The organism is Bacillus vallismortis (assembly GCF_004116955.1).
Taxonomy (GTDB): domain Bacteria; phylum Bacillota; class Bacilli; order Bacillales; family Bacillaceae; genus Bacillus; species Bacillus vallismortis.
Genome location: NZ_CP026362.1, coordinates 1,884,759 through 1,909,382, shown reverse-complemented (window position 1 = coordinate 1,909,382; position 24,624 = coordinate 1,884,759). Strand labels below are relative to the sequence as shown.

Here is a 24,624-nt window from a genome sequence, read left to right as displayed (position 1 = left end):
TTATTGAATAATGGAGCTTGAAAAGATTTCTCATATGGAAAAAAATCATGAATATGATAACTACGTATGTCGTTTGAAAGAAACAGGAGGAGAAAAGGACAATGCTTGAGCAAGTCATTCTGTTTACAATTTTAATGGGGTTTTTAATTAGTGTTCTGCTCTCTCCGATTCTTATTCCGTTTTTAAGAAGATTAAAATTCGGCCAGAGTATTAGAGAAGAAGGACCGAAATCACATCAAAAAAAATCAGGGACGCCGACAATGGGCGGGGTCATGATCATACTTTCTATTATTGTGACAACAATTGTGATGACACAGAAGTTTTCAGAAATAAGCCCGGAAATGGTGCTGCTTCTATTTGTAACACTCGGCTACGGTTTGCTTGGCTTTTTAGATGATTACATCAAGGTCGTCATGAAGCGCAACCTTGGATTGACGTCAAAGCAAAAACTGATCGGACAAATTATCATTGCGATTGTATTTTATGCCGTGTACCATTACTACAATTTTGCGACGGACATTCGCGTGCCTGGAACTGACTTATCATTTGATCTTGGGTGGGCTTACTTTATCCTGGTGCTATTTATGCTTGTCGGCGGATCAAATGCAGTTAACCTGACTGACGGTCTTGACGGTTTATTATCCGGCACAGCTGCGATTGCTTTTGGCGCCTTTGCCATCCTGGCATGGAATCAGTCTCAATATGACGTAGCGATTTTCTCAGTTGCCGTCGTCGGAGCGGTGCTGGGCTTCCTCGTATTTAATGCTCATCCGGCCAAAGTTTTTATGGGAGATACGGGATCGCTGGCATTGGGAGGAGCCATTGTTACCATTGCTATTTTAACGAAATTAGAGATCCTGCTGGTTATCATCGGCGGTGTATTCGTTATCGAGACATTATCGGTTATTCTGCAGGTCATCAGCTTTAAAACGACAGGTAAACGAATCTTTAAAATGAGTCCATTACATCACCATTATGAGCTTGTCGGCTGGTCTGAATGGAGAGTGGTCGTAACGTTTTGGGCTGCGGGACTTTTGCTTGCCGTTTTAGGAATTTACATCGAGGTGTGGTTATAAGTGGAAAACGATCAATTTTTACAGAATCAGCATTTTTTAATCCTGGGACTTGCGAAAAGCGGGTATGCGGCGGCATCTATTCTTCATGACAAGGGCATTTATGTTGCAGTCAATGACCAAAAGCCTTTTGAAGAAAACGAACCAGCGCAAAAGCTTTCTGAAAAAGGAATTGAGGTTGTTTGCGGAGAGCATCCTGTTTCTCTGTTCGATCAGCATCAAATCACGGTTCTGATCAAAAATCCTGGCATTCCTTATGAAAATATTATGGTACAGGAAGCGGAAAAAAGAGGCATTCCGGTTTGGACGGAAATAGAGCTCGCTTACTACCTGACAAACGCCAAGTTTATCGGGATTACCGGATCAAACGGAAAAACGACCACGACAACGCTGATTTATGAAATGCTCAAAGCTGACTCGCAAAAAGCACTGATTGCCGGAAACATCGGCACAGTCGCAAGTGAGGTTGCCTATCATGCTGATGGGGATGAATGGATCGTTACTGAACTGTCATCGTTTCAGCTGATGGGAACACACGCTTTCAGACCGGAAATCAGCTTGATTTTAAACATATTTGACGCTCATTTGGATTATCACCATACGCGAAAAAACTATGAAAAAGCGAAACAGAAAGTGTACCTTCATCAGACTGCTTCAGATAAAGCCGTTGTCAACCAGGATGATGAAACCGTCGTGCGGCTGGCTGAGGCCGGAAAAGCCGCCATCATTCCTTTTTCAGTCAGCAAAAGGCTTGAAAAGGGCGCTTACGCAAAAGACGGTATGTTGATGTTCAACGGAGAAGCTATTCTTCCTCTTGAAGAAGTTGTGCTGCCCGGGACTCATAACATGGAGAACATTCTAGCTGCCATCGCAGTTGTGAAAACGGCAGGAGTGTCAAACGAAGCTGTCAAAAAGGTGCTGACAAGCTTTACTGGCGTGAAGCACCGTCTACAATATGTCACAACAGTGAAAGACCGCAAGTTTTATAATGACAGTAAAGCAACAAACATTTTGGCGACAACCAAGGCGCTTTCAGCATTTGACAAACCGGTCATTCTGCTTGCGGGCGGACTGGATCGCGGAAATGGTTTTGATGATTTAAAACCGTATATGAAGCATGTCAAAGCGGTGCTTACATTTGGCCAGACAGCACCGAAACTCGAGGAGCTCGGCAATGAGATGGGAATACAACATGTCAAACGTGTCGATAATGTTGAACAAGCAGTATCTGCGGCGTTTGCGCTCTCAAATGAAGGCGATGTCATCCTGCTGTCACCTGCGTGTGCGAGCTGGGATCAATTCAAAACATTTGAAGAACGCGGTGACATGTTTATAGATGCCGTGCATATGCTTAAGTAAGGGCTTGTCTTGAAGTAAATCGGCAGCCCTAATGACTTTAAGCTTGGGGTGTCGGTTGCTTTGACTACTAAAAAAACATCGCCTGATTTGTTATTGGTCATCATTACGTTATTATTATTAACAATCGGATTAATTATGGTGTACAGTGCGAGTGCTGTATGGGCGGATTATAAATTTGACGACTCTTTCTTTTTCGCGAAACGGCAGCTTCTGTTTGCGGGGATCGGCGTCATTGCCATGTTTTTTATCATGAATGTTGATTATTGGACTTGGAGGACATGGTCCAAATTACTGATGGTTATCTGCTTTTTCCTCCTGGTGCTTGTTTTGATACCAGGCGTCGGCATGGTGCGGAATGGCTCCAGAAGCTGGATCGGAGTCGGAGCATTCAGCATACAGCCTTCAGAGTTTATGAAGCTTGCGATGATTGCATTCCTTGCTAAATTTCTCTCTGAAAAGCAAAAAAACATAACATCATTCAAACGGGGGTTTGTCCCGGCACTTGGCATTGTGTTTTCAGCTTTTTTGATTATCATGTGCCAGCCTGACCTTGGAACGGGGACAGTAATGGTCGGAACTTGTATTGTCATGATTTTTGTGGCCGGCGCGCGCATCGCCCATTTCGTCTTTCTCGGGCTCATCGGACTCAGCGGATTTGTTGGGCTCGTCCTATCAGCTCCATATCGGATAAAGCGGATTACCTCCTACTTAAATCCATGGGAAGATCCGCTCGGCAGCGGTTTCCAAATCATTCAGTCGCTTTATGCAGTGGGGCCCGGCGGATTGTTCGGAATGGGGCTTGGGCAAAGCCGACAGAAGTTCTTTTATTTGCCTGAGCCGCAAACAGACTTTATTTTCGCCATACTGTCAGAGGAACTTGGCTTTATCGGGGGAACCCTTATTTTGCTCCTCTTCAGCGTTCTGCTGTGGAGAGGGATCAGAATTGCGCTCGGTGCGCCTGATTTGTACGGAAGCTTTGTCGCAGTCGGCATTATTTCAATGATTGCCATTCAAGTCATGATTAATATAGGTGTAGTAACAGGCCTTATTCCGGTAACAGGCATCACGCTGCCGTTTTTGAGCTATGGAGGTTCTTCATTGACCTTGATGCTGATGGCAGTCGGCGTTCTGCTGAACGTGAGCCGATACTCGAGGTATTAGTGGAATGTATTGCTAAGCGTCCTATGAAACAGGAAGCTGGGAAACAATTGATGCGATAACCCTGTCCAACAAAACAGGGTTATCGCTATGTTATAGAGAACGTAGACTGGGGGAAGAGATATGCGAATAGCAATAAGCGGAGGCGGTACTGGAGGACACATTTATCCTGCACTTGCTTTTATTAAAGAAGTACAACGCCGTCATCCTGAAGTGGAATTTTTATATATCGGAACAGAAAACGGGCTGGAGAAAAAAATAGTTGAGCGGGAGAATATACCGTTCCGTTCAATTGAAATTACAGGCTTTAAAAGAAAGCTGTCATTTGAAAACGTCAAAACTGTGATGCGTTTTCTGAAGGGTGTAAAAAAGAGCAAATCGTATTTAGCAGAATTTAAGCCCGATGCCGTCATTGGAACGGGCGGTTACGTATGCGGGCCGGTTGTCTATGCTGCAGCGAAAATGGGAATTCCGACTATTGTCCATGAACAAAATAGCCTGCCAGGGATCACGAATAAGTTTCTTGCAAAATATGTTAATAAAGTAGCGATCTGTTTTGAAGAAGCAAAATCACATTTTCCTAACGAGAAAGTTGTATTTACGGGAAACCCGAGAGCCTCTGAAGTCGTCTCAATAAAGACGGGCCGTTCAATGGCTGAATTTGGGCTTTCTGAAGAGAAAAAAACGGTCTTAATTTTCGGCGGAAGCCGAGGCGCCGCACCGATTAACCGTGCTGTCATTGATATGCAGGACGCGCTGAAAACAAGAAACTATCAAGTGCTGTATATTACCGGTGAAGTTCACTATGAAAAAGTGATGAGTGAGCTGAAAACCAAAGGTGCCGCTGATCATATGGTCACAAAGCCGTTTCTTCATCAAATGCCGGAGTATTTAAAGGCCATTGATGTCATTGTGGCCAGAGCCGGTGCGACGACGATTGCTGAAATTACTGCTCTTGGAATCCCGAGTGTGCTGATTCCAAGCCCATACGTAACAGCGAATCACCAGGAGGTCAATGCGAGATCTCTCGGCCAGCAAGATGCGGCGATTGTTCTGAAAGAAACAGAGCTTACCGGAGAAAAGCTGATTGCTGCGCTTGACCGGATTGTGCTAAATGAGCAAACGTTAAAGGAAATGAGCGAACGGACAAAGTCACTCGGCGTTCCTGACGCGGCTGCCCGTTTATACAACGTACTCGAAGAATTGAAAAAATAATAGAAAAGCAATGGAATGCGGAGGTTTACGATGGAGAAAGTGATACAGGAATTAAAAGAACGCGAAGTCGGCAAGGTCCTTGCAAATGAACCGCTCGCGAATCATACAACGATGAAAATCGGCGGCCCTGCGGATGTATTGGTGATTCCAAGCAGTGTAGATGCTGTCAAAGATATCATGGACGTTATTAAAAAATATGATGTGAAGTGGACAGTCATCGGCCGCGGATCGAATCTTCTTGTTTTAGATGAGGGAATCAGAGGCGTAGTGATTAAGCTGGGTGCCGGTCTTGACCATCTGAAGCTTGAAGGGGAACGAGTGACGGTCGGAGGCGGTTATTCCGTGGTCCGTCTTGCCACATCATTGAGCAAAAAAGGCCTGTCTGGTTTGGAATTTGCTGCGGGTATTCCAGGATCAGTCGGCGGAGCGGTTTATATGAATGCCGGCGCTCACGGTTCTGATATGAGCGAAATCCTCGTTAAAGCACATATTTTATTTGAAGACGGTACGATTGAGTGGCTGACCAATGAGCAGATGGATTTCAGCTACAGAACTTCTGTATTGCAAAAGAAACGCCCGGGCGTTTGCCTAGAAGCTGTTCTGCAACTGGAGCAGAAGGATAAGGAATCAATCGTTCAGCAAATGCAAAGCAATAAAGACTACAGAAAAAATACACAGCCGTATTCAAGCCCTTGTGCGGGAAGCATATTCAGAAACCCGCTTCCGAATCACGCCGGAAACCTTGTAGAAAAAGCAGGCTTAAAAGGATATCAAATCGGCGGTGCAAAGATATCGGAGATGCACGGAAACTTCATCGTCAATGCGGGCGGCGCATCAGCAAAAGATGTGCTTGATCTCATTGACCATGTGAAAAAGACAATCCGTGAAAAATACGAGATTGATATGCACACAGAGGTTGAAATCATCGGTGAAAATCGCTGATTCAAGTTCTGACTGAAGCTGTTCATATGATATACTGTAAGCAAACGACAAACGGCATCATAGTATGCCGTTTGTTTTGGAATAGACAGACTTTTAACAGCTGTTTCATTTGAATGAGGTGAACAGGCAATGAACCCGGGGCATGACCGAGAAAAAATTGTAAACATTGAAGAACGGATTCCCAAAATTAAAGAGCAGCGGAAACAGAAGGCAAACCGCCGTCTCATTTCTTTTATTATGCTCTTTTTTATGATGGTGTTGATCATCGTGTACCTGCAGACGCCAATCAGTAAAGTATCAACAATCTCTGTTACAGGGAATGAGAATGTATCCAAAAAGGAAATTATCGACCTTTCCGATATTAACAGCGGAGATACTGAGTTTTGGAGTTTGGACAAGAAAAAAACAGAAGAGAAGATTCAGCAAAATAAATTAGTGAAAAAAGCGGTGATCAGCAAATCGCTTCCTAATAAAATTAACATTGAAATCAAAGAATATAAGGCGATTGCTTATTTACAAAAAAACAATGTGTACTATGAAGTGCTTGAAAATGGTTCTGTTCTGCCAACCGAAGTAACGCCGGATGATGCCGGGCCGATTTTGGTGAATTGGACTAACGCGAAAAAACGGTCTCAAATGGCCAAACAGCTTAATTCCTTGTCAGATTCTTTAAGTCAGTCAATTTCAGAAATTTACTATACACCTGTAAAAATGGATGAAAACCGTATTAAATTGTACATGAACGACGGTTATGTTGTCACTGCGTCTATAAAAACCTTCGCAGACCGAATGAAAACGTACCCTTCTATCATTTCACAGCTTAGCAGCAGTAAAAAGGGAATTATTCATCTAGAAGTTGCCACCTATTTTGAAGAGTTTGGAAAAAATGATAAAGCTGCTAAAAAGGAAGATGAAAATTGAGGGGCAAATCAGCAGTCCTTCTTTCATTAATCATGCTGATCGCAGGCTTTTTGATTTCGTTTTCTTTTCAAACGACCAAAGAAAACGAGACAGGCACGGCTAGGCCGGAAGAGTGGAAAAAAGAATATGCGCTGAGAGATGAACTGTTGAAACAGGAGAAAGAAAATAAAAATCTTGAAAAAGAATTGTATCAAAAGCAAAACAAAGTCCGTGAGGAAGAGAAAAAGCTGAAGAAAGAAAAGACGGAATACTATAACGTCCTGGAAGATACAGAAAAATACAGAATGTATATTGGGGAAGTCGGTGTGCAGGGAGAGGGTGTTCAGGTGACCTTGGAAGATGCGTCCTACATACCGGAAGGGGAGAATGTGAACAGTTACATCGTTCACGAAAGCCATATCTTTCAAGTGGTAAACGAACTCTATATTTCGGGTGCGGCGGCCGTTGCTGTTAATGGCCAGCGTTTGACACATGATTCCTATATCAAGTGCAACGGTCCTGTTGTAACGGTAGACGGAGTGCAGCATCCCGCTCCCTTTACGATATCCGCTATTGGAGATCCTGATGTCCTGTTGCCTTCATTAAATATAGCAGGCGGTTTGATCAATCAGCTGTCAATGGATCATATTTCTGTTTCTGCAGAAAAAAAGAAAAACGTACAAATAAAACCGATTCTGAAAACGAAGGAATGACTGTAAAAAGCGGGTGAAACAGATTGAAAATAAAGCGTTCCTTCATGAGCATCAGTGTGCTTATGGTCATCTTCGGGCTCATGATATCTGTTCAGTTTAACTCGTTAAAACGCCCTCAAGTCCGTGATACGAGAGATATGTGGGATATAAGGGAAGAACTGACATCAGAGCAGAAGAAGCAGGAAAAGCTGCTGGATGAAATAAACAAATATGATAAATTACTGAATAGCTATTCGCAAACGAAAGAAATGGCAAAAGAAACCGCGCTTAATAATACACTGCAAACCTTAAAAAAAACAGCCGGCATGACCGATATAACAGGTAGCGGAATTGTCATCACCATATCCCCGCTTTTTTCTGAAAGCTTAACAGGAGAGCCGATTGAAAATCCGCCTCCGGATTTGCTGAAAAAGCTGATCAATGAACTTAACTCCTTTGGTGCAGAGCATATCTCGATTAATGAGCGAAGAGTTGTGAATCATACGGTCATTAGGGATATAAATGGCACAACGAAAATAGACGGATACGACCTTGACGATTATCCTTTAACAGTAAATGTGCTTGCCGAAGATCCGGACATGCTGTACAGCAGAGTGAAGGGATCAGGTCTTGAGGATCTCTTTGCATCTGAAAATTTAGCATTAAAAGCCGGCAAATCTGAAAGCGAATTGACATTAAAAGCATATGACAGACCACTGGATGTACAACAGCTAACACCGCTTAAAGACTGAAAAGGAGGAGAACCGTCATGTGGCTGCCCGTGCTGGGGCTGGTGCTCGGAATTGCGATTGGACTGATGACAAACTTAACGATCCCGAGTGAATACTCGAACTATTTATCGCTTGCGGTGCTTGCCGCACTTGATACATTAATCGGCGGAATCAGGGCGCATTTACAAGGTACATATAATGAAATGGTATTTGTTTCCGGTTTCTTTTTTAATATTATATTGGCAATAAGTTTAGCTTTTCTGGGAGTCCATCTTGGTGTAGACTTGTATTTAGCAGGTATATTCGCATTTGGTGTCAGATTATTTCAGAATATTGCCGTGATCAGAAGAAATCTACTAACAAAGTGGACTCTTTCTAAAAAAAATAAAAAAAATGTGATATAAAAGAGGATATACATAGGATATAACGAATATTTTCAATAAACATAAAATGTGAAAAGCACATAAGGAATATTCCGTTGTTATTTTTTGTTACACACTTGTAAAGCCACATTCATTGTATTGTTGTTCCGCAAATAATAGAATAGAAATGATCGAAATGTGAGGAGGTGCCATAGAATGAACAACAATGAACTTTACGTCAGTCTTGACATCGGTACGTCCAATACAAAAGTGATCGTCGGAGAAATGACAGATGATTCCCTAAATATTATCGGTGTGGGAAATGTGCCGTCTGAAGGGTTGAAAAAAGGCTCAATCGTTGATATAGATGAAACCGTTCATTCTATTAGAAAAGCGTTTGACCAAGCTGAAAGAATGGTAGGTTTTCCGCTTAGAAAAGCTATTGTCGGCGTTAATGGAAATTATATCAATATTCAAGATACAAACGGTGTTGTAGCAGTTTCCAGTGAAAATAAAGAAATTCAGGTTGAAGATGTGCGCCGAGTGATGGAGGCGGCACAGGTTGTTTCAGTACCGCACGAACAGCTGATTGTGGACGTCATTCCTAAGCAGTTTATCGTAGATGGAAGAGATGAAATCACCGACCCGAAAAAAATGCTGGGTGTGCGTTTAGAAGTAGAGGGCACCTTGATCACCGGTTCAAAAACAATTTTACATAACTTGCTACGCTGCGTTGAAAGAGCCGGTGTTGAAATCACTGATATTTGCCTTCAGCCGCTGGCAGCCGGTTCTGCTGCATTGTCAAAGGACGAGAAAAATCTTGGTGTGGCTCTCATTGATATAGGGGGAGGGTCAACAACCATTGCCGTATTCGAGAATGGACATCTCACTTCTACCCGTGTCATTCCACTCGGAGGCGAAAATATCACCAAAGATATCTCCATCGGACTGAGGACGTCAACAGAAGAAGCAGAACGCGTGAAAAAGCAATTTGGACATGCCTACTATGACGAAGCTTCGGAAGATGAAGTATTTGAGGTAACCGTTATCGGCACCAATCAAAAACAAACATTTACACAGCAGGAAGCAGCGAATATCATTGAAGCAAGAGTTGAAGAAATTCTTGAAATTGTTTCAGAAGAGCTTCGCAGTATGGGAATTACCGATCTGCCGGGAGGCTTCGTGCTGACAGGGGGACAAGCAGCAATGCCGGGTGTCATGTCATTGGCACAGGATGTTTTGCAAAACAATGTCAGGGTGGCAAGCCCGAATTATATCGGTGTAAGAGACCCTCAATACATGACGGGAGTGGGCCTGATTCAATTCGCCTGCCGAAATGCAAGAATCCAAGGCAGAAAAATAGGCTTCAAGATGCCTGAAGAAGCGATACAGGAAATCGCAGTCTCTTCAATTGAGGAACAAGAGCAGCATCATCACCAGAGTGAGATGCAGCAGCTGCCAAAAGGAAAACAAAAAACACAAGCCGAACATAATAAACAGAGCAAAATGAAAAAACTATTAAGCATGTTTTGGGAATAGATAGATAGTCATTCGGCAGATTAGGAGGATTTAGCATGTTGGAGTTCGAAACAAACATAGACGGCTTAGCATCAATTAAAGTAATCGGAGTAGGAGGCGGCGGTAACAACGCCGTTAACCGAATGATTGAAAATGAAGTGCAAGGAGTAGAGTATATCGCGGTGAATACCGATGCTCAAGCTCTTAACCTGTCAAAAGCAGAAGTGAAAATGCAAATCGGCGCAAAGCTGACTAGAGGATTAGGAGCAGGTGCGAATCCGGAAGTCGGAAAAAAAGCTGCTGAAGAAAGCAAAGAGCAGATTGAAGAAGCGTTAAAAGGCGCTGACATGGTATTCGTGACAGCTGGTATGGGGGGCGGAACAGGAACAGGTGCCGCACCGGTAATCGCACAAATCGCGAAAGATTTAGGCGCTTTAACAGTCGGAGTCGTCACAAGACCGTTCACATTTGAAGGACGCAAAAGACAGCTTCAAGCTGCAGGCGGAATTACAGCAATGAAAGAAGCGGTGGATACACTGATCGTGATCCCGAACGACCGAATCCTTGAAATTGTTGATAAAAACACGCCGATGCTTGAAGCATTCCGTGAAGCGGATAACGTCCTCCGTCAAGGGGTTCAAGGTATTTCAGACTTGATTGCTACACCTGGTCTCATCAACCTTGACTTTGCTGACGTGAAAACAATCATGTCAAACAAAGGATCTGCTTTGATGGGTATCGGGATTGCGACTGGAGAAAACCGCGCGGCAGAGGCAGCGAAGAAAGCAATCTCCAGCCCGCTGCTTGAAGCGGCTATTGACGGCGCGCAAGGCGTCCTTATGAACATCACTGGGGGAACAAATCTCAGTTTGTATGAAGTTCAGGAAGCTGCAGACATTGTCGCTTCGGCGTCTGATCAAGACGTAAATATGATTTTCGGTTCTGTTATTAACGAAAATCTAAAAGACGAGATTGTGGTGACAGTGATTGCGACTGGTTTCATTGAACAAGAGAAGGACGTGACAAAACCTCAGCGTCCAAGTTTAAACCAAAGCATTAAAACACATAATCAAAGTGCTCCAAAGCGTGAGCAGAAACGTGAGGAACCTCAGCAACAAAACACAGTAAGCCGTCAGACCTCACAGCCGGCTGATGATACTCTTGATATCCCGACATTCTTAAGAAACCGCAATAAACGCGGCTAATAGAAAGGGCAAAATCGTTTTCGATTTTGTCCTTTTTGTTTTTCAACCTTTTCTCCTTATTAAAGACCTTTCTCCTATATATTCCTTCATATCGCCGCCAAGCAGACTATAAGACTCATTCGGATATCATGACAATTTTATCATTTTCATATATATGGAAATAAAGTGACATAAAACGACAATATCTGTAATGTGAATTGTCTACAGTTAACGTACAGCGATGTTCTGACAAACCATTCATTTGGAAAAGGAGGGACGACATTTTTTTTGGCAAAGCATGTTGAAAAAGGGGGATAAAAATGAGGAAACAAACGAAAAACAGACTCATTAGCTCTGTTTTAAGTACGGTTGTCATTGGTTCACTGCTGTTTCCGGGTGCAGCCGGGGCAAGCAGCAAAGGTGCCTCAACTTCTGTTAAACAGGAGCTTCAATCTGCTGAATCCATTCAAAACAAGATCTCGAGTTCATTAAAGAAAAGCTTTAAAAAGAAAGAAAAAACAACCTTTTTGATTAAATTTAAAGACAAAGCTAACACAGAAAAAGCGGCAAAAGCGGCTGTTAAAAAAGCGAAATCGAAGAAGCTGACTGCCGCTAAGACGGAATATCAAAAGCGTTCTGCCGTTGTGTCATCTTTAAAAGTCACAGCCGATGAATCCCAGAGAGATGTCTTAACATACTTGAACAGCCAGAAAAATAAGGGAAATGCAGACCAAATTCACTCTTATTATGTAGTGAATGGGATCGCTGTTCATGCCTCAAAAGAAGTGATGGAAAAAGTAGCGCAGTTCCCTGAAGTGGAAAAGGTGCTTCCAAATGAGAAACGGCAGCTGTTTAGGTCATCTTCTCCATTTAATATGAAAAAAGCGCAAAAAGCTGTCAAAGCAACTGACGGTGTGGAATGGAATATAGACCAAATCGACGCCCCGAAAGCTTGGGCGCTTGGATACGATGGAACTGGTACGGTTGTCGCGTCCATTGATACAGGCGTGGAATGGAACCATCCGGCATTAAAAGAGAAATATCGCGGATATCATCCAGAAAATCCTGATGAGCCTGATCATGAAATGAACTGGTATGATGCCGTAACGGGCGAAGCAAGCCCTTACGATGATTTGGCTCATGGAACTCACGTGACAGGAACGATGGTGGGATCTGAACCCGATGGTACAAATCAAATCGGTGTAGCCCCAGGCGCAAAATGGATTGCTGTTAAAGCGTTCTCCGAAGATGGCGGCACTGATGCTGACATTTTGGATGCAGGTGAATGGGTTTTAGCTCCAAAGGACGCAGAGGGCAATCCTCATCCGGAAATGGCTCCTGATGTTGTCAATAATTCATGGGGTGGAGGCTCAGGACTTGACGAATGGTACAGAGACATGGTCAATGCTTGGCGTGCGGCCGATATTTTCCCTGAGTTTTCAGCAGGAAATACTGATATCTTTATTCCGGGCGGTCCCGGTTCTATTGCAAATCCGGCAAACTATCCGGAATCGTTTGCAACGGGAGCGACTGATATTAACAAAAAGCTTGCTGACTTTTCTCTTCAAGGACCATCTCCATATGACGAAATAAAACCAGAAATTTCTGCCCCGGGTGTAAATATCCGGTCTTCCGTTCCTGGCCAGACATATGAGGACGGATGGGACGGCACATCAATGGCAGGACCGCATGTGTCCGCTGTTGCTGCATTGCTGAAACAGGCGGATGCCTCACTTTCTGTTGATCAGATGGAGGATATATTAACGAGCACGGCTGAACCGTTGACGGATTCAACATTTCCCGATTCTCCGAATAACGGATACGGCCATGGTTTGGTGAACGCTTTTGATGCTGTGTCAGCTGTTACAGATGGTTTAGGAAAAGCAGAGGGACAGGTTTCTGTAGAGGGAGACGATCAAGAGCCCCCTGTCTATCAGCATGAGAAAGCAACAGAAGCCTATGAAGGCGCGAACCTGCCGCTGACTTTGGTAGCTGAAGACAATGTAAGTGTGACATCTGTCAAACTGTCCTATAAGCTTGATCAAGGGGAGTGGACAGAAGTAACGGCTAAACGAATCAGCGGAGATCACCTGAAAGGAACGTATCAGGCGGTGATCCCGAACGTAAAAGGAACTGCCCTAAGCTATAAGTGGATGATTCAGGATTTTGGCGGCCATAGCGTTGAATCTGATATATACGATGTTATAGTGAAACCAAGCATCACAACGGGCTATAAGCAAGACTTTGAAACTGAACCCGGAGGCTGGATGTCAAGCGGAACAAATAACAGCTGGGAATGGGGAGTTCCGTCAGTAGGCCCAGCTACAGCAGCTTCGGGAGAAAAAGTATATGGAACAAATCTGGCAGGAAACTACGCCAACTCAGCAAATATGAATCTCATGATGCCTCCTATTAAAGTGCCGGATGACGGAAACCTGTATCTCCAATTTAAAAGCTGGCACAATGTAGAGGATGATTTTGATTATGGCTACGTTTTTGTTTTGCCTGAAGGTGAAAAGAATTGGGAGCAGGCTCGTGTTTATAATGGAAAAACATCAAGCTGGATGGATGAAGAAATTGATTTATCCGCTTATAAAGGTCAAAATATTCAAGTCATGTTTAACCTTCAATCCGATGATAGCATTGCAAAAGAGGGCTGGTATATTGATGATGTAGTGCTTTCTGACAAATCAGCCGGAAAAACAGTCAAAAAGAATAAACTGGGTGTTGAAAAAAAATCGCCTGGAAAGCAAAAGAAAAAGACGGTGAATCCGAAAAAAGCTAAGCCATCTGCTAACCAAGCGGTAAAGGCTCAGAGCAAAGCGATACAGCCTCAAGTTTTGCCGCTCAGGGCGCAAGTCAGTGTTGCAGAAACGGGAAAATCAACATATTCTGATCAATCCACAGGGCAGTTTACGCTGACGCACAAAGCGGGAGACTATACGCTTATGGCAGAAGCATACGGCTATCAATCGAAATCGCAAAAGGTTTCTCTGCAGGCAGATCAGACGACACAGGCTAACTTTACGTTAGAAGAATTGAAGAAAGGCACCTTAAAAGGCACAGTCATTAATAAAACGACAGGAGAGCCGGTAAAAGGAGCCTCCGTTTATGTTGTGGAGGATGCTGCGGTAGAACCTGCTACGACAAACGACAAAGGTGAATATGCGCTTGAGGCCTATGAAGGCTCCTATACGATTAGAATCGCTGCAGCGGGTTACTATAGCGATGAATTTACCGTTGATTTAAAAGGCGATGTTACGAAAGAAACTGTACTAAAGCCTTTCGTCGGTTATCCGGGTGAGATTGCATATGATGACGGGACGGCGGAGAATGCCAATTCCTATTTTGCAGCCGGTAACGGATGGGCGGTCAAAATGACGCTGGCTGACGGCAAGGACAAAGGCATGCTTACAGGAGGGCTGTTCAGATTCTGGGATACAGAGTTCCCTGATCCTGGAGGGACAGAGTTTAAGGTTGAGGTTTACGATGCTACAGGAGAAGACGGAGCACCGGGCAAGAAAATTGCCGGGCCATTTAATGCTGAAGCCCTTCGCAATGGCGAATGGACTAAGGTTGATCTCAGTTCAAAAGGGATTATGGTCGATAAAGATTTTTATCTCGTATACATCCAATCGAAACCAGATCCATATTCACCAGGACTGGCAATGGATGAAACCGGTCAGAATTCGGGCCGCAACTGGCAATATATAGACGGGGAATGGCTGCCGGGTGATGAAGCCGACGGCAACTATATGATCCGCGCATTGGTTGATTATGAAGCGGCTGTACCTGAGATCACTTCACCGGCAGACAAATCATACACAAATAAGGAGAGCGTCACCGTAAAAGGAAAAGCCTCTCCGGGAACAACGGTACACCTTTATAATGGAGAGCAAGAAGCAGGAGAAACAAAAGCTTCTGCTGATGGCACGTTCCAGGCAAGCGTCTCACTCAGCGAGGGTGAAAATGAGCTGACGGCCACTGCATCAACAGACAAAGGGACTACGGATGCTTCCAGCCCCGTGACAATTACCCTTGACCAAAACAAGCCTGAATTAACGCTGGACAATCCAAAGAATGGCGAGAAAACAAACAAAGAAGCGCTGACTGTCAAAGGGTCTGTATCCGATGACAATCTGAAAGATGTCAAGGTGAATGGCAAAAAAGCAACGGTAACTGATGGTTCATACTCAGCCCGTATTCTTTTAGAGAATGGAAGCAATGAAATCAAGGTGATTGCTACAGACTTAGCAGGCAACAAAACAACGAAAAAGGCTGTCATCGATGTCAACTTTGACAAGCCTGTCATCTCCGGTTTGATTCCGGGAGAGGACAAAATCTTAAAAGCCGGTGAATCTGTAAAAATCGCATTCTCAAGCGCTGAAGATTTGGATGCAACGTTTGTCATTCGTATGCCGCTGACAAATGCAAGAGCGAGTGTGCAAAACGCCACAGAGCTCCCGTTAAGAGAAATCTCTCCGGGGAGATATGAAGGCTATTGGACAGCTACTTCTTCTATTAAAGCTAACGGAGCAAAAGTAGAAGTGATTGTACGTGATGATTATGGAAATGAAGCAAGAAAAACAGCGAATGGAAAACTCTATATCAATACTGAAAATTAAGAGTAAAAAGCTGCCGGTCAACGGCAGCTTTTTTATCTATACTCTCATATATTCCCTCGACAAATTAAGCAGATATCTCTGAAAAATTGTATTTTCCTCTCAACATTAACTGACAGACTTTCCCACAGAGCTTGATTTATACTATGAAACAAGAAGGGGAGCAGCGTGATGCAAGAAAGGAGTCAGATGTGAAAATCTATTTAGATGTCATTTGGCTGTTAAACTTTTGTTTTGATGCGCTTTTGCTTTTGCTCACGGCATTTATTTTAAAACGGCATGTGAAAAAAAGAAGAGTGATAGGCGGAGCGTTCATCGGTTCAAGTATTGTCGTGTTGGTGTTTACTCCTTTTTCGCCAATTGTTGAACACCCGGCCGGTAAGCTGGCTTTTTCAGTTGTTATTGTGATGGTGACATTTGGCTTTAAAAGATTTCGTTATTTCTTTCAAAATTTGTTTTCCTTTTATTTTGCCACTTTTTTAATGGGGGGAGGAATTATCGGTGCCCATTCTTTGCTGCAGACCAATTCCGTTGTTCGAAACGGTGTCATGATCACCAATCAAACTGGGTTTGGAGACCCGATCAGCTGGTTGTTTATTGTTGCTGGCTTTCCAGCATTGTGGTTTTTTTCTAAGAGAAGAATTGAAGATATTGATACAAAAAACATTCAGTATGAGGAACGAGTCAGCATTCAGGCGGATTTAGGCGGCCAAACGCTTCATGCCAGAGGACTGGTTGATTCTGGTAATCAGTTGTACGATCCGCTTACTAAAACGCCGGTCATGATTATTCACATTGATAAACTGGAATCGATTTTCGGAGCAGCCGAAACAATGATCATTCGCAACACAGATCCATTGGAAGCCACCCAACAGCTCGATGATTCGTTTCGCTTTTTAGATAAACTGAGGCTGATTCCATATAGGGGAGTAGGTCAGCAAAATCAATTTTTATTATGCGTTAAACCGGATCACGTAACAATTATGACAAAAGAAGAAATGATTTCTGCGGATAAATGCTTAATCGGAATCAGCACAACAAAGCTATCAGCAGATGGAGAGTTCGACGCCATTATTCATCCGAAAATGCTTTCGGGCAAGGCCATCAAACACGTTTCATAATGTTCGCAAATGTCCGTTACTTATCATACTCAAAAGACGTGACATTTAGAAGGGAGAGGAAGATGAAAAAACTGAAATTGCGATTGACGCACCTCTGGTATAAGCTGCTGATGAAACTTGGGCTGAAAAGTGATGAAGTCTATTACATAGGCGGGAGTGAAGCCCTGCCGCCTCCATTATCTAAAGATGAGGAACAGGTTCTGTTAATGAAGCTCCCAAACGGCGATCAGGCGGCTCGCGCCATTTTGATTGAACGCAATTTGCGCCTCGTCGTCTATATCGCCCGTAAATTCGAAAATACGGGAATTAATATAGAGGATTTAATCAGCATCGGCACCATCGGATTAATCAAAGCTGTGAATACATTCAATCCAGAAAAGAAAATCAAGCTGGCGACCTATGCCTCACGCTGTATAGAAAATGAAATCCTCATGTATTTAAGAAGAAACAACAAAATCCGATCAGAGGTTTCCTTTGATGAGCCGCTAAATATTGATTGGGACGGCAATGAGCTTTTGCTTTCTGATGTGCTCGGCACTGACGATGACATTATCACAAAAGACATAGAAGCAAATGTAGATAAAAAGCTTTTGAAAAAAGCGCTTGAACAGCTTAATGAGAGGGAAAAGCAAATCATGGAGCTGCGGTTTGGGCTTGTCGGTGAAGAAGAAAAGACCCAAAAGGATGTAGCGGATATGATGGGAATTTCTCAGTCCTATATTTCGCGTCTGGAGAAAAGAATTATAAAAAGGCTGAGAAAAGAGTTCAACAAAATGGTGTAAAAATTTTTGTGGTTTGGAACCCCTTGATTTTACAGGGATTTCCTGGATTCGACTGTTTTTCGGTCTCCGTGCAGTGCATATTTTTCCCACCCAAGGAGATACTTAACGTTGTACAGCAGCTCCTGTAGGGAGGGAAAAAAGTGTCGAGAAATAAAGTCGAAATCTGCGGGGTGGATACCTCCAAATTACCAGTACTCAAGAATGAAGAGATGAGAAAGCTGTTTAGGCAGCTGCAGGATGAAGGCGATGATTCAGCGAGAGAAAAACTTGTAAACGGGAACTTGCGTCTTGTCTTAAGTGTCATTCAAAGATTTAATAACAGAGGAGAGTATGTTGATGACTTATTTCAGGTCGGCTGCATCGGACTAATGAAATCCATTGATAATTTTGACCTAAGCCACAATGTTAAGTTTTCAACATACGCTGTACCTATGATTATCGGAGAAATCCGCAGGTATTTACGCGATAATAACCCGATTCGTGTTTCAAGATCACTCCGGGATATCGCTTACAAGGCACTTCAGGTAAGAGAGCGGTTAATCAGTGAGACAAGCAAGGAGCCGACTGCAGAAGACATCGCAAAAGTTCTTGAAGTACCGCATGAGGAAATCGTATTTGCGCTCGATGCTATCCAGGACCCGGTTTCTCTATTTGAGCCGATCTATAACGATGGCGGAGATCCGATCTATGTAATGGACCAAATTAGTGATGAGCGCAATAAAGATTCACAATGGATTGAAGAGCTAGCTTTAAAAGAGGGCATGAGAAGGCTGAATGATAGGGAAAAAATGATTTTGAGAAAGCGGTTCTTCCAAGGGAAAACACAAATGGAAGTAGCCGAGGAAATCGGGATTTCCCAAGCTCAGGTGTCCAGGCTTGAAAAAGCGGCTATCAAACAAATGAATAAGAATATTCACCAATAATGAAAAGCCTTTAAAACAGTTTTTGTTTTAAAGGCTTTTCTATTGATTGCACGTGGTTTACGTCTTGGAAAAAATAAGGTATCCTAGTCTGTACAAAGTTTTATGAAAATTTAAATAATTATCAAAGGCAGTAAAGAGGGGGACCACGATGATTTTGCAGCTTGACAATGTCTCACTAAAACGAAATGGAAAATGGATACTGAAAAATATTCATTGGAAGGTGGAAAAAAAGGAAAATTGGGTGCTTTACGGGCTGAATGGAGCCGGCAAGACCGCGCTGTTAAATATGCTTTGCTCTTATTATTTTCCAACATCAGGCGAGATGCAGGTGCTTGGCCATGAATTTGGCAAAACGGAGCTTGGGGAGAAGCTTAGACGGAAAATCGGCCTCGTCTCAGCGGCACTTCAGCAAAAATTTTATCCGGCAGATTCAGCATTTGAAATTGCTTTGAGCGGAGCTTACGCTTCAATTGGATTATATGAAACGCCAAGTGCGCAAATCAGGGAAAAAGCGATCGGTTTGTTAGAGGACTTGGGGGCAATTGAATATGCGGACCGCCGTTATGAGACGCTTTCTCAAGGAGAAAAACAAAGAGCTTTGATTGCAAGAGCGCTAATGGCCGATCCTGAGCTGTTGATACTGGACGAACCAGTGACAGGGCTGGATTTTATTGCCCGGGAAAAGCTGTTAGATACGATTACATACATTGCAAGTAAAGAAAATGCGCCATCGATCCTTTACGTGACTCATCATGCGGAAGAAATTTTGCCGGTCTTTGACAAAGCCCTTTTATTAAAACAGGGAGAGGTCTTTCAATCGGGAGAAATGAAGGGAATGCTTACTGATCATATACTTTCCGCTTTTTTTGATACGCCAATCCATGTATTATGGAATCAGGGCCGGCCGTATTTAACAAGAGCCGAGCCGATCACGAATGCCTGACAAACTCATATTGATTCATCCTAGGGGTGCTTTTCGAAGCTGAGAGAGACATAGGTCTCAACCCTTTTGACCTGATCTGGATCATGCCAGCGGAGGGAAGCGGTGAAAAATTCGGAGTACATAGGACTCTGTTTATTTTGATGAAGCCGTTTCATACATGTGAAACGGCTTTTTGATTTTTAAAAAAGGAGCGGATGACATGAAGCCACAAATAGACTCTCTGATAAAAAGAGCGGAAGGTCAAAAGGAGGAGCTTATTCAGCTAGCAAAAACGCTGATTTCCTATAAAACACCTGCTCCGCCTGCAAGAAATACAGCCGGCATTCAGTCATGGGTTGCAGAATTTTTAAAGAAAAATGGATTCTTGATCGACAAATGGGACGTGTACCCGGGAGACCCCAATGTTGTAGGCTTGCTAAAGGGAACAGATTCAGCAGATTATCATAGCTTGATCATCAATGGCCATGTAGATGTGGCAGAGGTAAAAGAGGATGAGGAGTGGGAGGATGATCCATTTCACCCAATTGAAAAAAACGGTCTCTTAATCGGGCGAGGCGCTTCTGATATGAAAGGCGGAATGGCGTGTGTGCTGTTTGCGGTGAAATTGATTCGTGAAGCCGGTATTGAACTTCCCGGTGACTTGATTCTGCAATCGGTGATCGGGGAGGAAGTTGGAGAAGCCGGCACGCTTGAATGCTGCAAAAGGGGCTATCATGCTGATTTTGCAGTTGTGGCGGATACGAGTGATATGCATATACAAGGCCAAGGCGGAGTCATTACAGGCTGGATTGAAATCAAAAGCAGTCAAACGTTTCATGATGCGACGAGGCGGAATATGATTCACGCAGGCGGGGGAACATTCGGAGCAAGCGCAATTGAAAAAATGGCAAAAATCATTGCGGGGCTCGGTGAACTAGAACGCCACTGGTCCATTATGAAAAGTTATCCCGGTTTTACACCAGGCACAAATACGATTAACCCGGCTGTCATAGAAGGCGGCAGACATGCGGCTTTTATAGCGGACGAGTGCCGGCTATGGATCACAGTCCATTTTTACCCAAATGAAACCCATGAACAAGTGGCAGAGGAAATAGAAGATTACATCAACCGCCTGAGTGACAGTGATATTTGGCTGAGGGAAAACCGCCCTGTTTTTAAGTGGGGAGGCTCTTCTATGATTGAAGACAGAGGAGAAATTTTCCCGGCACTGGAAGTTGACCCATACCACCCAGGCGTCTTAGCGCTTACGGCGTCTCATGAGGAGGTGAAACGGGAGCGTCCGGTTATGGACGTTTCTCAATCCGTTACAGACGGGGGGTGGCTGTATAATGCCGGCATACCAAGCGTAATCTACGGTCCTGGTGATCTGCACAATGCACACTCTGTGAACGAGGAGGTATCGATTGAGCAGCTGATAGATTACACAAAAATCATGCTTGATTTTATCATCAGGTGGTGCAGCGGTAAAAAAGAACAGTAACTACGAAAATTTCTTCTTGCTGACAAGGTTCAGCCCGCCCGTTCATATACTTGAAAAAAGGACGGAAAAAGGACGTGATGGAATGATCAGCATTTCTGAATTTCAGGTGAAGGATGTCGTTAATGTCTCAAACGGAAAAAAGCTGGGGAGCATTGGCGATATCGATATCAATGTGACCACAGGCAAAATTCAGGCAATCATACTGGGGGGAAATGGGAAAGTTCTCGGATTTTTTGGAAAAGAAGAGGAATTGGTCATTCCATGGCGAAATATAGTAAAAATCGGGGAAGATGTGATCTTGGTCCGATTAAGTGAGCCGCATGCATAACCTGTTTTGTATGCCGTTGATTGGCAAATGCCGGAAGCCTAGATTCTTTCGGCACATTTCATTTAGAAATATGCAAATCGGCGCTCAACGAATGCAGAAAGATGTGGTAAAATAAGTGGGAAATTCCGCTTTTTTTAATGTTTGTCGAAAGGTTGGATCACCATGAATACATATCACCCATTCAGTCTTACCACACCTCGACACTCATGATACAAGACTGGACACAAGCGATTCAAAACGACAGAGAAGTCATCGCCGGGTTTACAACGAAAAACGGCGGTGTCAGCCAGAAGCCTTTTGAATCGTTAAATACAGGATTGCACGTTCATGACAAAGATGCAGATGTAGTTAAAAATCGTGAATATATTGCCGATATGTTTAATATTGATTTGCAGTCTTGGGTATTTGCTGATCAGACACACGATAATCGCGTCCAAAAAGTGACGCACAGTGATAGGGGAAAAGGCGCCCGTGAGTATCAGACAGCTTTAAAAGCAACAGACGGGCTCTATACAAATGAAAAGAATGTATTTTTGGCATTATGCTTTGCTGATTGTGTGCCTCTTTTCTTTTATGATCCGGTTACATCGCTTGTCGGGGTTGCCCATGCCGGGTGGAAAGGCACTGTCAAACAGATTGGCAGAGAAATGGTGAAGCAATGGGCCGAACAGGAAGGTTCAAATCCCTCAGATATTTATGCTGTGATTGGACCGTCTATCAGCGGAGCATGCTATACGGTAGACGATCGAGTCATGAATGCTGTCCGCGCATTGCCGGTTTCGGCAGAACGTGCCGTAAATCAGACGGGACAGGGACAATATCAGCTTGACTTGAAAGAACTGAACCGCCTCATACTGATCGACAGCGGTTTGGCAAATGAACAGATCTCTGTCAGCGGTTTATGCACGGAAAGTGAGCCGTCTCTTTTCTATTCACACCGCCGCGATCAGGGGAAAACTGGACGGATGATGTCCTTTATCGGAATGAAGGAGGCATAAAAGATCTTGCGTGTTGTTGATCATTTACGACATATAAACGAACGAATAAACGAAGCATGTAACAGATCGGGCCGCAGCTCCGATGAAGTTACGGTTATTGCAGTCACGAAATATGTATCGCCTGAAAGAGCACAGGAGGCAGTGGATGCGGGCATCACCTGCCTCGGAGAGAACCGGGACGCGGAACTGCTCCGCAAACAGGAAATCATAAAAGGGAATCCGGAATGGCATTTTATCGGCAGTCTGCAATCAAGAAAAGCAAAAGCCGTTGTCAATGCGGTTTCTTATATCCATTCCTTAGACCGGCTCTCATTAGCGAAAGAAATTGAAAAACGGGCTGAAGGTACTGTCAAGTGCTTTGTGCAGGTCAATACCTCTCTTGAGCCTTCTAAACACGGCATAAAAAAAGAGGAAGTCATTCCATTCATACAGGAGCTTTCCGGTTTTAGCCATATCGTTGTGGCCGGACTGATGACAATGGCTCCGCTGACTGATGATCAAGATCAGATCAGAAGCTGTTTCAAAGCGCTGAGAGAACTCCGTGACCAGGTTCAGGAGCTAAAACAGCCGAACGCTCCGTGTACAGAACTGTCGATGGGCATGTCAAATGATTTTGAAATTGCAATTGAAGAAGGGGCTACTTATATTAGAATCGGCTCATCGTTAGTCGGAAATGAAACAGGGGGTGTACAGCAATGAGTATGAAAAATAAACTGAAAAACTTTTTCTCAATGGAAGATGAAGAATACGAATATGAATATATTGAGACAGAGCGGGAATCTGACGGGGAGCAGGAGCAAAAAGAAAAGCCGGCTTACGCTGCCCAAAAACCTGCGGGCAAACAGAATGTAGTGAGCTTGCAAAGTGTTCAGAAATCCTCTAAAGTGGTGTTGAGTGAGCCGCGCGTTTATGCGGAGGCGCAGGAAATAGCAGACCATTTGAAAAACCGGCGGGCAGTTGTCGTCAATCTTCAGCGGATCCAGCATGACCAGGCTAAGCGAATTGTTGACTTTCTAAGCGGAACCGTTTATGCCATCGGCGGCGATATTCAAAGGATCGGCTCTGATATTTTTCTCTGCACGCCTGACAACGTAGACGTATCAGGCACAATTTCTGAGCTCATATCTGAAGACGAACATCAGAGGTGGTAAAGCGAGATGATCCTTTATCAAGTTTTTTCGGTTTTAAGCTTATTAATTACAATATACTCATTTGCCCTGATCATATATATTTTTATGTCATGGGTGCCGAGTACAAGAGAAACAGCGGTCGGGCGGTTTTTAGCCCAGATTTGTGAACCGTATCTCGAACCATTCAGAAAAATCATCCCGCCAATCGGAATGCTCGATATTTCACCGATTGTGGCTATTCTTGTGCTTCGGTTTGCGACAACCGGCTTGTGGGGGCTTTATCGCATGATTGCGTTTTAAAGTGACAGTTTGATAGGGGCTTGGCAGCAGCCAAGCCTCTTTACATAGAAGGGAAAGACGATGAGCGATATCTATCAGCACTTCAGAAAAGACGAGCGGGCCTTTATAGACCAGGCGCTCGAATGGAAAAGAATTGTCCAGGAACAGTACAGAATGAAGCTGACCGACTTTTTAGACCCTCGAGAGCAGGTCATCCTCTCTGCTGTTACGGGACAGGCCGATGTTGGACTTGCTTTTTTCGGCGGCTATGACAGAGCGGAGCGAAAACGGGCGATCCTGTATCCAGAGTACATCACTCCGGAAGAGTCGGATTTTGAATTGCAGGCGTTTCACGTCCGGTACGCTGAAAAATTTGTCTCAGTAGATCACCGTGCTCTGCTTGGTGCATTGATGGGCATAGGCTTAAAGCGGCAAAAATTTGGTGATATCGTGTTTTCTGAGACGGCAGTGCAATTGATTGTCTCAGCCGATACCGCTGATTTTGTGGCGGCACAGCTGACCCAAGCAGGGAAAGCGGCGGTCAGCCTTGAGAAAATTGACTTGTCAGACCTTAACATTCCAGCAGTTGATGTCGAAATAAGAGATGACACGGTTTCTTCTTTAAGGCTTGACGCCGTCTGCGCCTCTATGAGCAGACAATCCCGCCAGAAATCACAGACGCTTGTAAAAAACGGCCTCGTGAAAGTGAACTGGAAGGTAGTTGAAGATCCTTCATACATAGTGGCAGAAGGGGACATGCTGTCTATCAGAGGCTTTGGCCGCTGCAGCTTAACAAAAATCGAAGGAAAAACCAAAAAAGACAAATGGAGAGTAACGTTTGAACGACAAAAATAGTCGGTTTTTCAGTTTTTTTCTCCATCTGT

General features: G+C 43.9%; 22 protein-coding genes, 1 pseudogene and 1 riboswitch. All 23 genes and pseudogenes read left to right on the top strand.

All coding sequences use genetic code 11. The annotated features are described in order from the left end of the window. The first annotated feature begins 101 nt into the window (after positions 1 to 101). The 23 genes and pseudogenes from mraY to BV11031_RS10250 all read left to right on the top strand — a co-directional run bounded on the left by mraY (position 102) and on the right by BV11031_RS10250 (position 24,595). Positions 102 to 1,076: a phospho-N-acetylmuramoyl-pentapeptide-transferase gene (mraY, locus tag BV11031_RS10360; protein WP_010328060.1), complete on the top strand. Its 975-nt coding sequence runs from the start codon at positions 102 to 104 to the stop codon at positions 1,074 to 1,076. Continuing rightward, positions 1,077 to 2,432, top strand: coding sequence for a UDP-N-acetylmuramoyl-L-alanine--D-glutamate ligase (gene murD / locus BV11031_RS10355; protein WP_010328061.1), 1,356 nt, complete (start codon positions 1,077 to 1,079; stop codon positions 2,430 to 2,432). A gap of 60 nt (positions 2,433 to 2,492) precedes the next feature. Then, positions 2,493 to 3,593 carry a stage V sporulation protein E gene (gene spoVE / locus BV11031_RS10350; protein ID WP_010328062.1) on the top strand — a complete coding sequence of 367 codons (1,101 nt, stop codon included), beginning with the start codon at positions 2,493 to 2,495 and terminating at the stop codon, positions 3,591 to 3,593. A gap of 120 nt (positions 3,594 to 3,713) precedes the next feature. Then, positions 3,714 to 4,805, top strand: coding sequence for an undecaprenyldiphospho-muramoylpentapeptide beta-N-acetylglucosaminyltransferase (gene murG, locus BV11031_RS10345; protein WP_010328063.1), 1,092 nt, complete (start codon positions 3,714 to 3,716; stop codon positions 4,803 to 4,805). Positions 4,806 to 4,835: 30 nt separating this feature from the next. Further along, a complete protein-coding gene (gene murB, locus BV11031_RS10340) occupies positions 4,836 to 5,747 on the top strand; it encodes a UDP-N-acetylmuramate dehydrogenase (protein WP_010328064.1) in 912 nt (303 codons plus the stop codon). A 129-nt stretch (positions 5,748 to 5,876) separates the two neighbouring features. After that, positions 5,877 to 6,668, top strand: coding sequence for a cell division protein FtsQ/DivIB (locus BV11031_RS10335; protein ID WP_010328065.1), 792 nt, complete (start codon positions 5,877 to 5,879; stop codon positions 6,666 to 6,668). Further along, a complete protein-coding gene (locus tag BV11031_RS10330; protein WP_129550753.1) occupies positions 6,665 to 7,360 on the top strand; it encodes a DUF881 domain-containing protein in 696 nt (231 codons plus the stop codon). The genes BV11031_RS10335 and BV11031_RS10330 overlap by 4 nt, the downstream gene beginning before the upstream one ends. Positions 7,361 to 7,383: 23 nt before the next feature. Further along, the gene (locus BV11031_RS10325; RefSeq protein WP_010328067.1) at positions 7,384 to 8,091 is read left to right on the top strand and encodes a DUF881 domain-containing protein; all 708 of its coding nucleotides are present in this window, start codon (positions 7,384 to 7,386) and stop codon (positions 8,089 to 8,091) included. Positions 8,092 to 8,108: 17 nt separating this feature from the next. Further along, on the top strand, positions 8,109 to 8,474 hold the full coding sequence (locus BV11031_RS10320; protein ID WP_010328068.1) for a small basic family protein: 366 nt from the start codon (positions 8,109 to 8,111) through the stop codon (positions 8,472 to 8,474). A gap of 174 nt (positions 8,475 to 8,648) precedes the next feature. Continuing rightward, on the top strand, positions 8,649 to 9,971 hold the full coding sequence (gene ftsA / locus BV11031_RS10315) for a cell division protein FtsA (protein WP_010328069.1): 1,323 nt from the start codon (positions 8,649 to 8,651) through the stop codon (positions 9,969 to 9,971). A 35-nt stretch (positions 9,972 to 10,006) separates the two neighbouring features. Further along, the gene (gene ftsZ / locus BV11031_RS10310; protein WP_010328070.1) at positions 10,007 to 11,155 is read left to right on the top strand and encodes a cell division protein FtsZ; all 1,149 of its coding nucleotides are present in this window, start codon (positions 10,007 to 10,009) and stop codon (positions 11,153 to 11,155) included. A 299-nt stretch (positions 11,156 to 11,454) separates the two neighbouring features. Further along, complete coding sequence (locus tag BV11031_RS10305) at positions 11,455 to 15,759, top strand: S8 family peptidase (RefSeq protein WP_010328071.1); 4,305 nt, start codon at positions 11,455 to 11,457, stop codon at positions 15,757 to 15,759. A 188-nt stretch (positions 15,760 to 15,947) separates the two neighbouring features. Beyond that, positions 15,948 to 16,877, top strand: coding sequence for a sigma-E processing peptidase SpoIIGA (spoIIGA, locus tag BV11031_RS10300; protein WP_010328072.1), 930 nt, complete (start codon positions 15,948 to 15,950; stop codon positions 16,875 to 16,877). Between the two features lie 62 nt (positions 16,878 to 16,939). Then, complete coding sequence (gene sigE, locus BV11031_RS10295) at positions 16,940 to 17,659, top strand: RNA polymerase sporulation sigma factor SigE (protein WP_003221446.1); 720 nt, start codon at positions 16,940 to 16,942, stop codon at positions 17,657 to 17,659. A gap of 140 nt (positions 17,660 to 17,799) precedes the next feature. Next, positions 17,800 to 18,582 (top strand): RNA polymerase sporulation sigma factor SigG, encoded by a 783-nt coding sequence (sigG, locus tag BV11031_RS10290; RefSeq protein ID WP_003221449.1) that lies wholly within the window; start codon positions 17,800 to 17,802, stop codon positions 18,580 to 18,582. Between the two features lie 148 nt (positions 18,583 to 18,730). Next, a complete protein-coding gene (locus BV11031_RS10285) occupies positions 18,731 to 19,525 on the top strand; it encodes an ABC transporter ATP-binding protein (RefSeq protein ID WP_010328073.1) in 795 nt (264 codons plus the stop codon). A gap of 12 nt (positions 19,526 to 19,537) precedes the next feature. Beyond that, a riboswitch (TPP riboswitch) is annotated at positions 19,538 to 19,640 on the top strand. An 84-nt stretch (positions 19,641 to 19,724) separates the two neighbouring features. Beyond that, on the top strand, positions 19,725 to 21,005 hold the full coding sequence (locus BV11031_RS10280; protein WP_010328074.1) for an acetylornithine deacetylase: 1,281 nt from the start codon (positions 19,725 to 19,727) through the stop codon (positions 21,003 to 21,005). Between the two features lie 82 nt (positions 21,006 to 21,087). After that, positions 21,088 to 21,333 carry a YlmC/YmxH family sporulation protein gene (locus BV11031_RS10275; RefSeq protein ID WP_003232153.1) on the top strand — a complete coding sequence of 82 codons (246 nt, stop codon included), beginning with the start codon at positions 21,088 to 21,090 and terminating at the stop codon, positions 21,331 to 21,333. A gap of 162 nt (positions 21,334 to 21,495) precedes the next feature. Next, positions 21,496 to 22,331, top strand: a pseudogene (gene pgeF / locus BV11031_RS10270) (peptidoglycan editing factor PgeF). A 6-nt stretch (positions 22,332 to 22,337) separates the two neighbouring features. Further along, the gene (locus BV11031_RS10265) at positions 22,338 to 23,030 is read left to right on the top strand and encodes a YggS family pyridoxal phosphate-dependent enzyme (RefSeq protein ID WP_129550752.1); all 693 of its coding nucleotides are present in this window, start codon (positions 22,338 to 22,340) and stop codon (positions 23,028 to 23,030) included. Continuing rightward, positions 23,027 to 23,482, top strand: a complete 456-nt coding sequence (gene sepF, locus BV11031_RS10260; RefSeq protein WP_010327926.1) for a cell division protein SepF — start codon at positions 23,027 to 23,029, stop codon at positions 23,480 to 23,482. Before BV11031_RS10265 ends, sepF begins: the two co-directional genes overlap by 4 nt. A gap of 6 nt (positions 23,483 to 23,488) precedes the next feature. Continuing rightward, entirely contained in the window at positions 23,489 to 23,761 is a 273-nt protein-coding gene (locus BV11031_RS10255) for a YggT family protein (RefSeq protein ID WP_010327925.1), read from the top strand. A gap of 60 nt (positions 23,762 to 23,821) precedes the next feature. Beyond that, positions 23,822 to 24,595: a YlmH family RNA-binding protein gene (locus BV11031_RS10250; protein WP_010327924.1), complete on the top strand. Its 774-nt coding sequence runs from the start codon at positions 23,822 to 23,824 to the stop codon at positions 24,593 to 24,595. Positions 24,596 to 24,624 lie beyond the last annotated feature (29 nt).

Coding starts and splice junctions, on each gene's coding strand:
- mraY (WP_010328060.1), top strand. CDS start 102: ATGCTTGAGCAAGTCATTCTGTTTACAATTTTAATGGGGTTTTTAATT.
- murG (WP_010328063.1), top strand. CDS start 3,714: ATGCGAATAGCAATAAGCGGAGGCGGTACTGGAGGACACATTTATCCT.
- murB (WP_010328064.1), top strand. CDS start 4,836: ATGGAGAAAGTGATACAGGAATTAAAAGAACGCGAAGTCGGCAAGGTC.
- BV11031_RS10335 (WP_010328065.1), top strand. CDS start 5,877: ATGAACCCGGGGCATGACCGAGAAAAAATTGTAAACATTGAAGAACGG.
- BV11031_RS10320 (WP_010328068.1), top strand. CDS start 8,109: ATGTGGCTGCCCGTGCTGGGGCTGGTGCTCGGAATTGCGATTGGACTG.
- ftsA (WP_010328069.1), top strand. CDS start 8,649: ATGAACAACAATGAACTTTACGTCAGTCTTGACATCGGTACGTCCAAT.
- ftsZ (WP_010328070.1), top strand. CDS start 10,007: ATGTTGGAGTTCGAAACAAACATAGACGGCTTAGCATCAATTAAAGTA.
- BV11031_RS10305 (WP_010328071.1), top strand. CDS start 11,455: ATGAGGAAACAAACGAAAAACAGACTCATTAGCTCTGTTTTAAGTACG.
- sigE (WP_003221446.1), top strand. CDS start 16,940: ATGAAAAAACTGAAATTGCGATTGACGCACCTCTGGTATAAGCTGCTG.
- BV11031_RS10285 (WP_010328073.1), top strand. CDS start 18,731: ATGATTTTGCAGCTTGACAATGTCTCACTAAAACGAAATGGAAAATGG.
- BV11031_RS10280 (WP_010328074.1), top strand. CDS start 19,725: ATGAAGCCACAAATAGACTCTCTGATAAAAAGAGCGGAAGGTCAAAAG.
- BV11031_RS10275 (WP_003232153.1), top strand. CDS start 21,088: ATGATCAGCATTTCTGAATTTCAGGTGAAGGATGTCGTTAATGTCTCA.
- sepF (WP_010327926.1), top strand. CDS start 23,027: ATGAGTATGAAAAATAAACTGAAAAACTTTTTCTCAATGGAAGATGAA.
- BV11031_RS10255 (WP_010327925.1), top strand. CDS start 23,489: ATGATCCTTTATCAAGTTTTTTCGGTTTTAAGCTTATTAATTACAATA.
- BV11031_RS10250 (WP_010327924.1), top strand. CDS start 23,822: ATGAGCGATATCTATCAGCACTTCAGAAAAGACGAGCGGGCCTTTATA.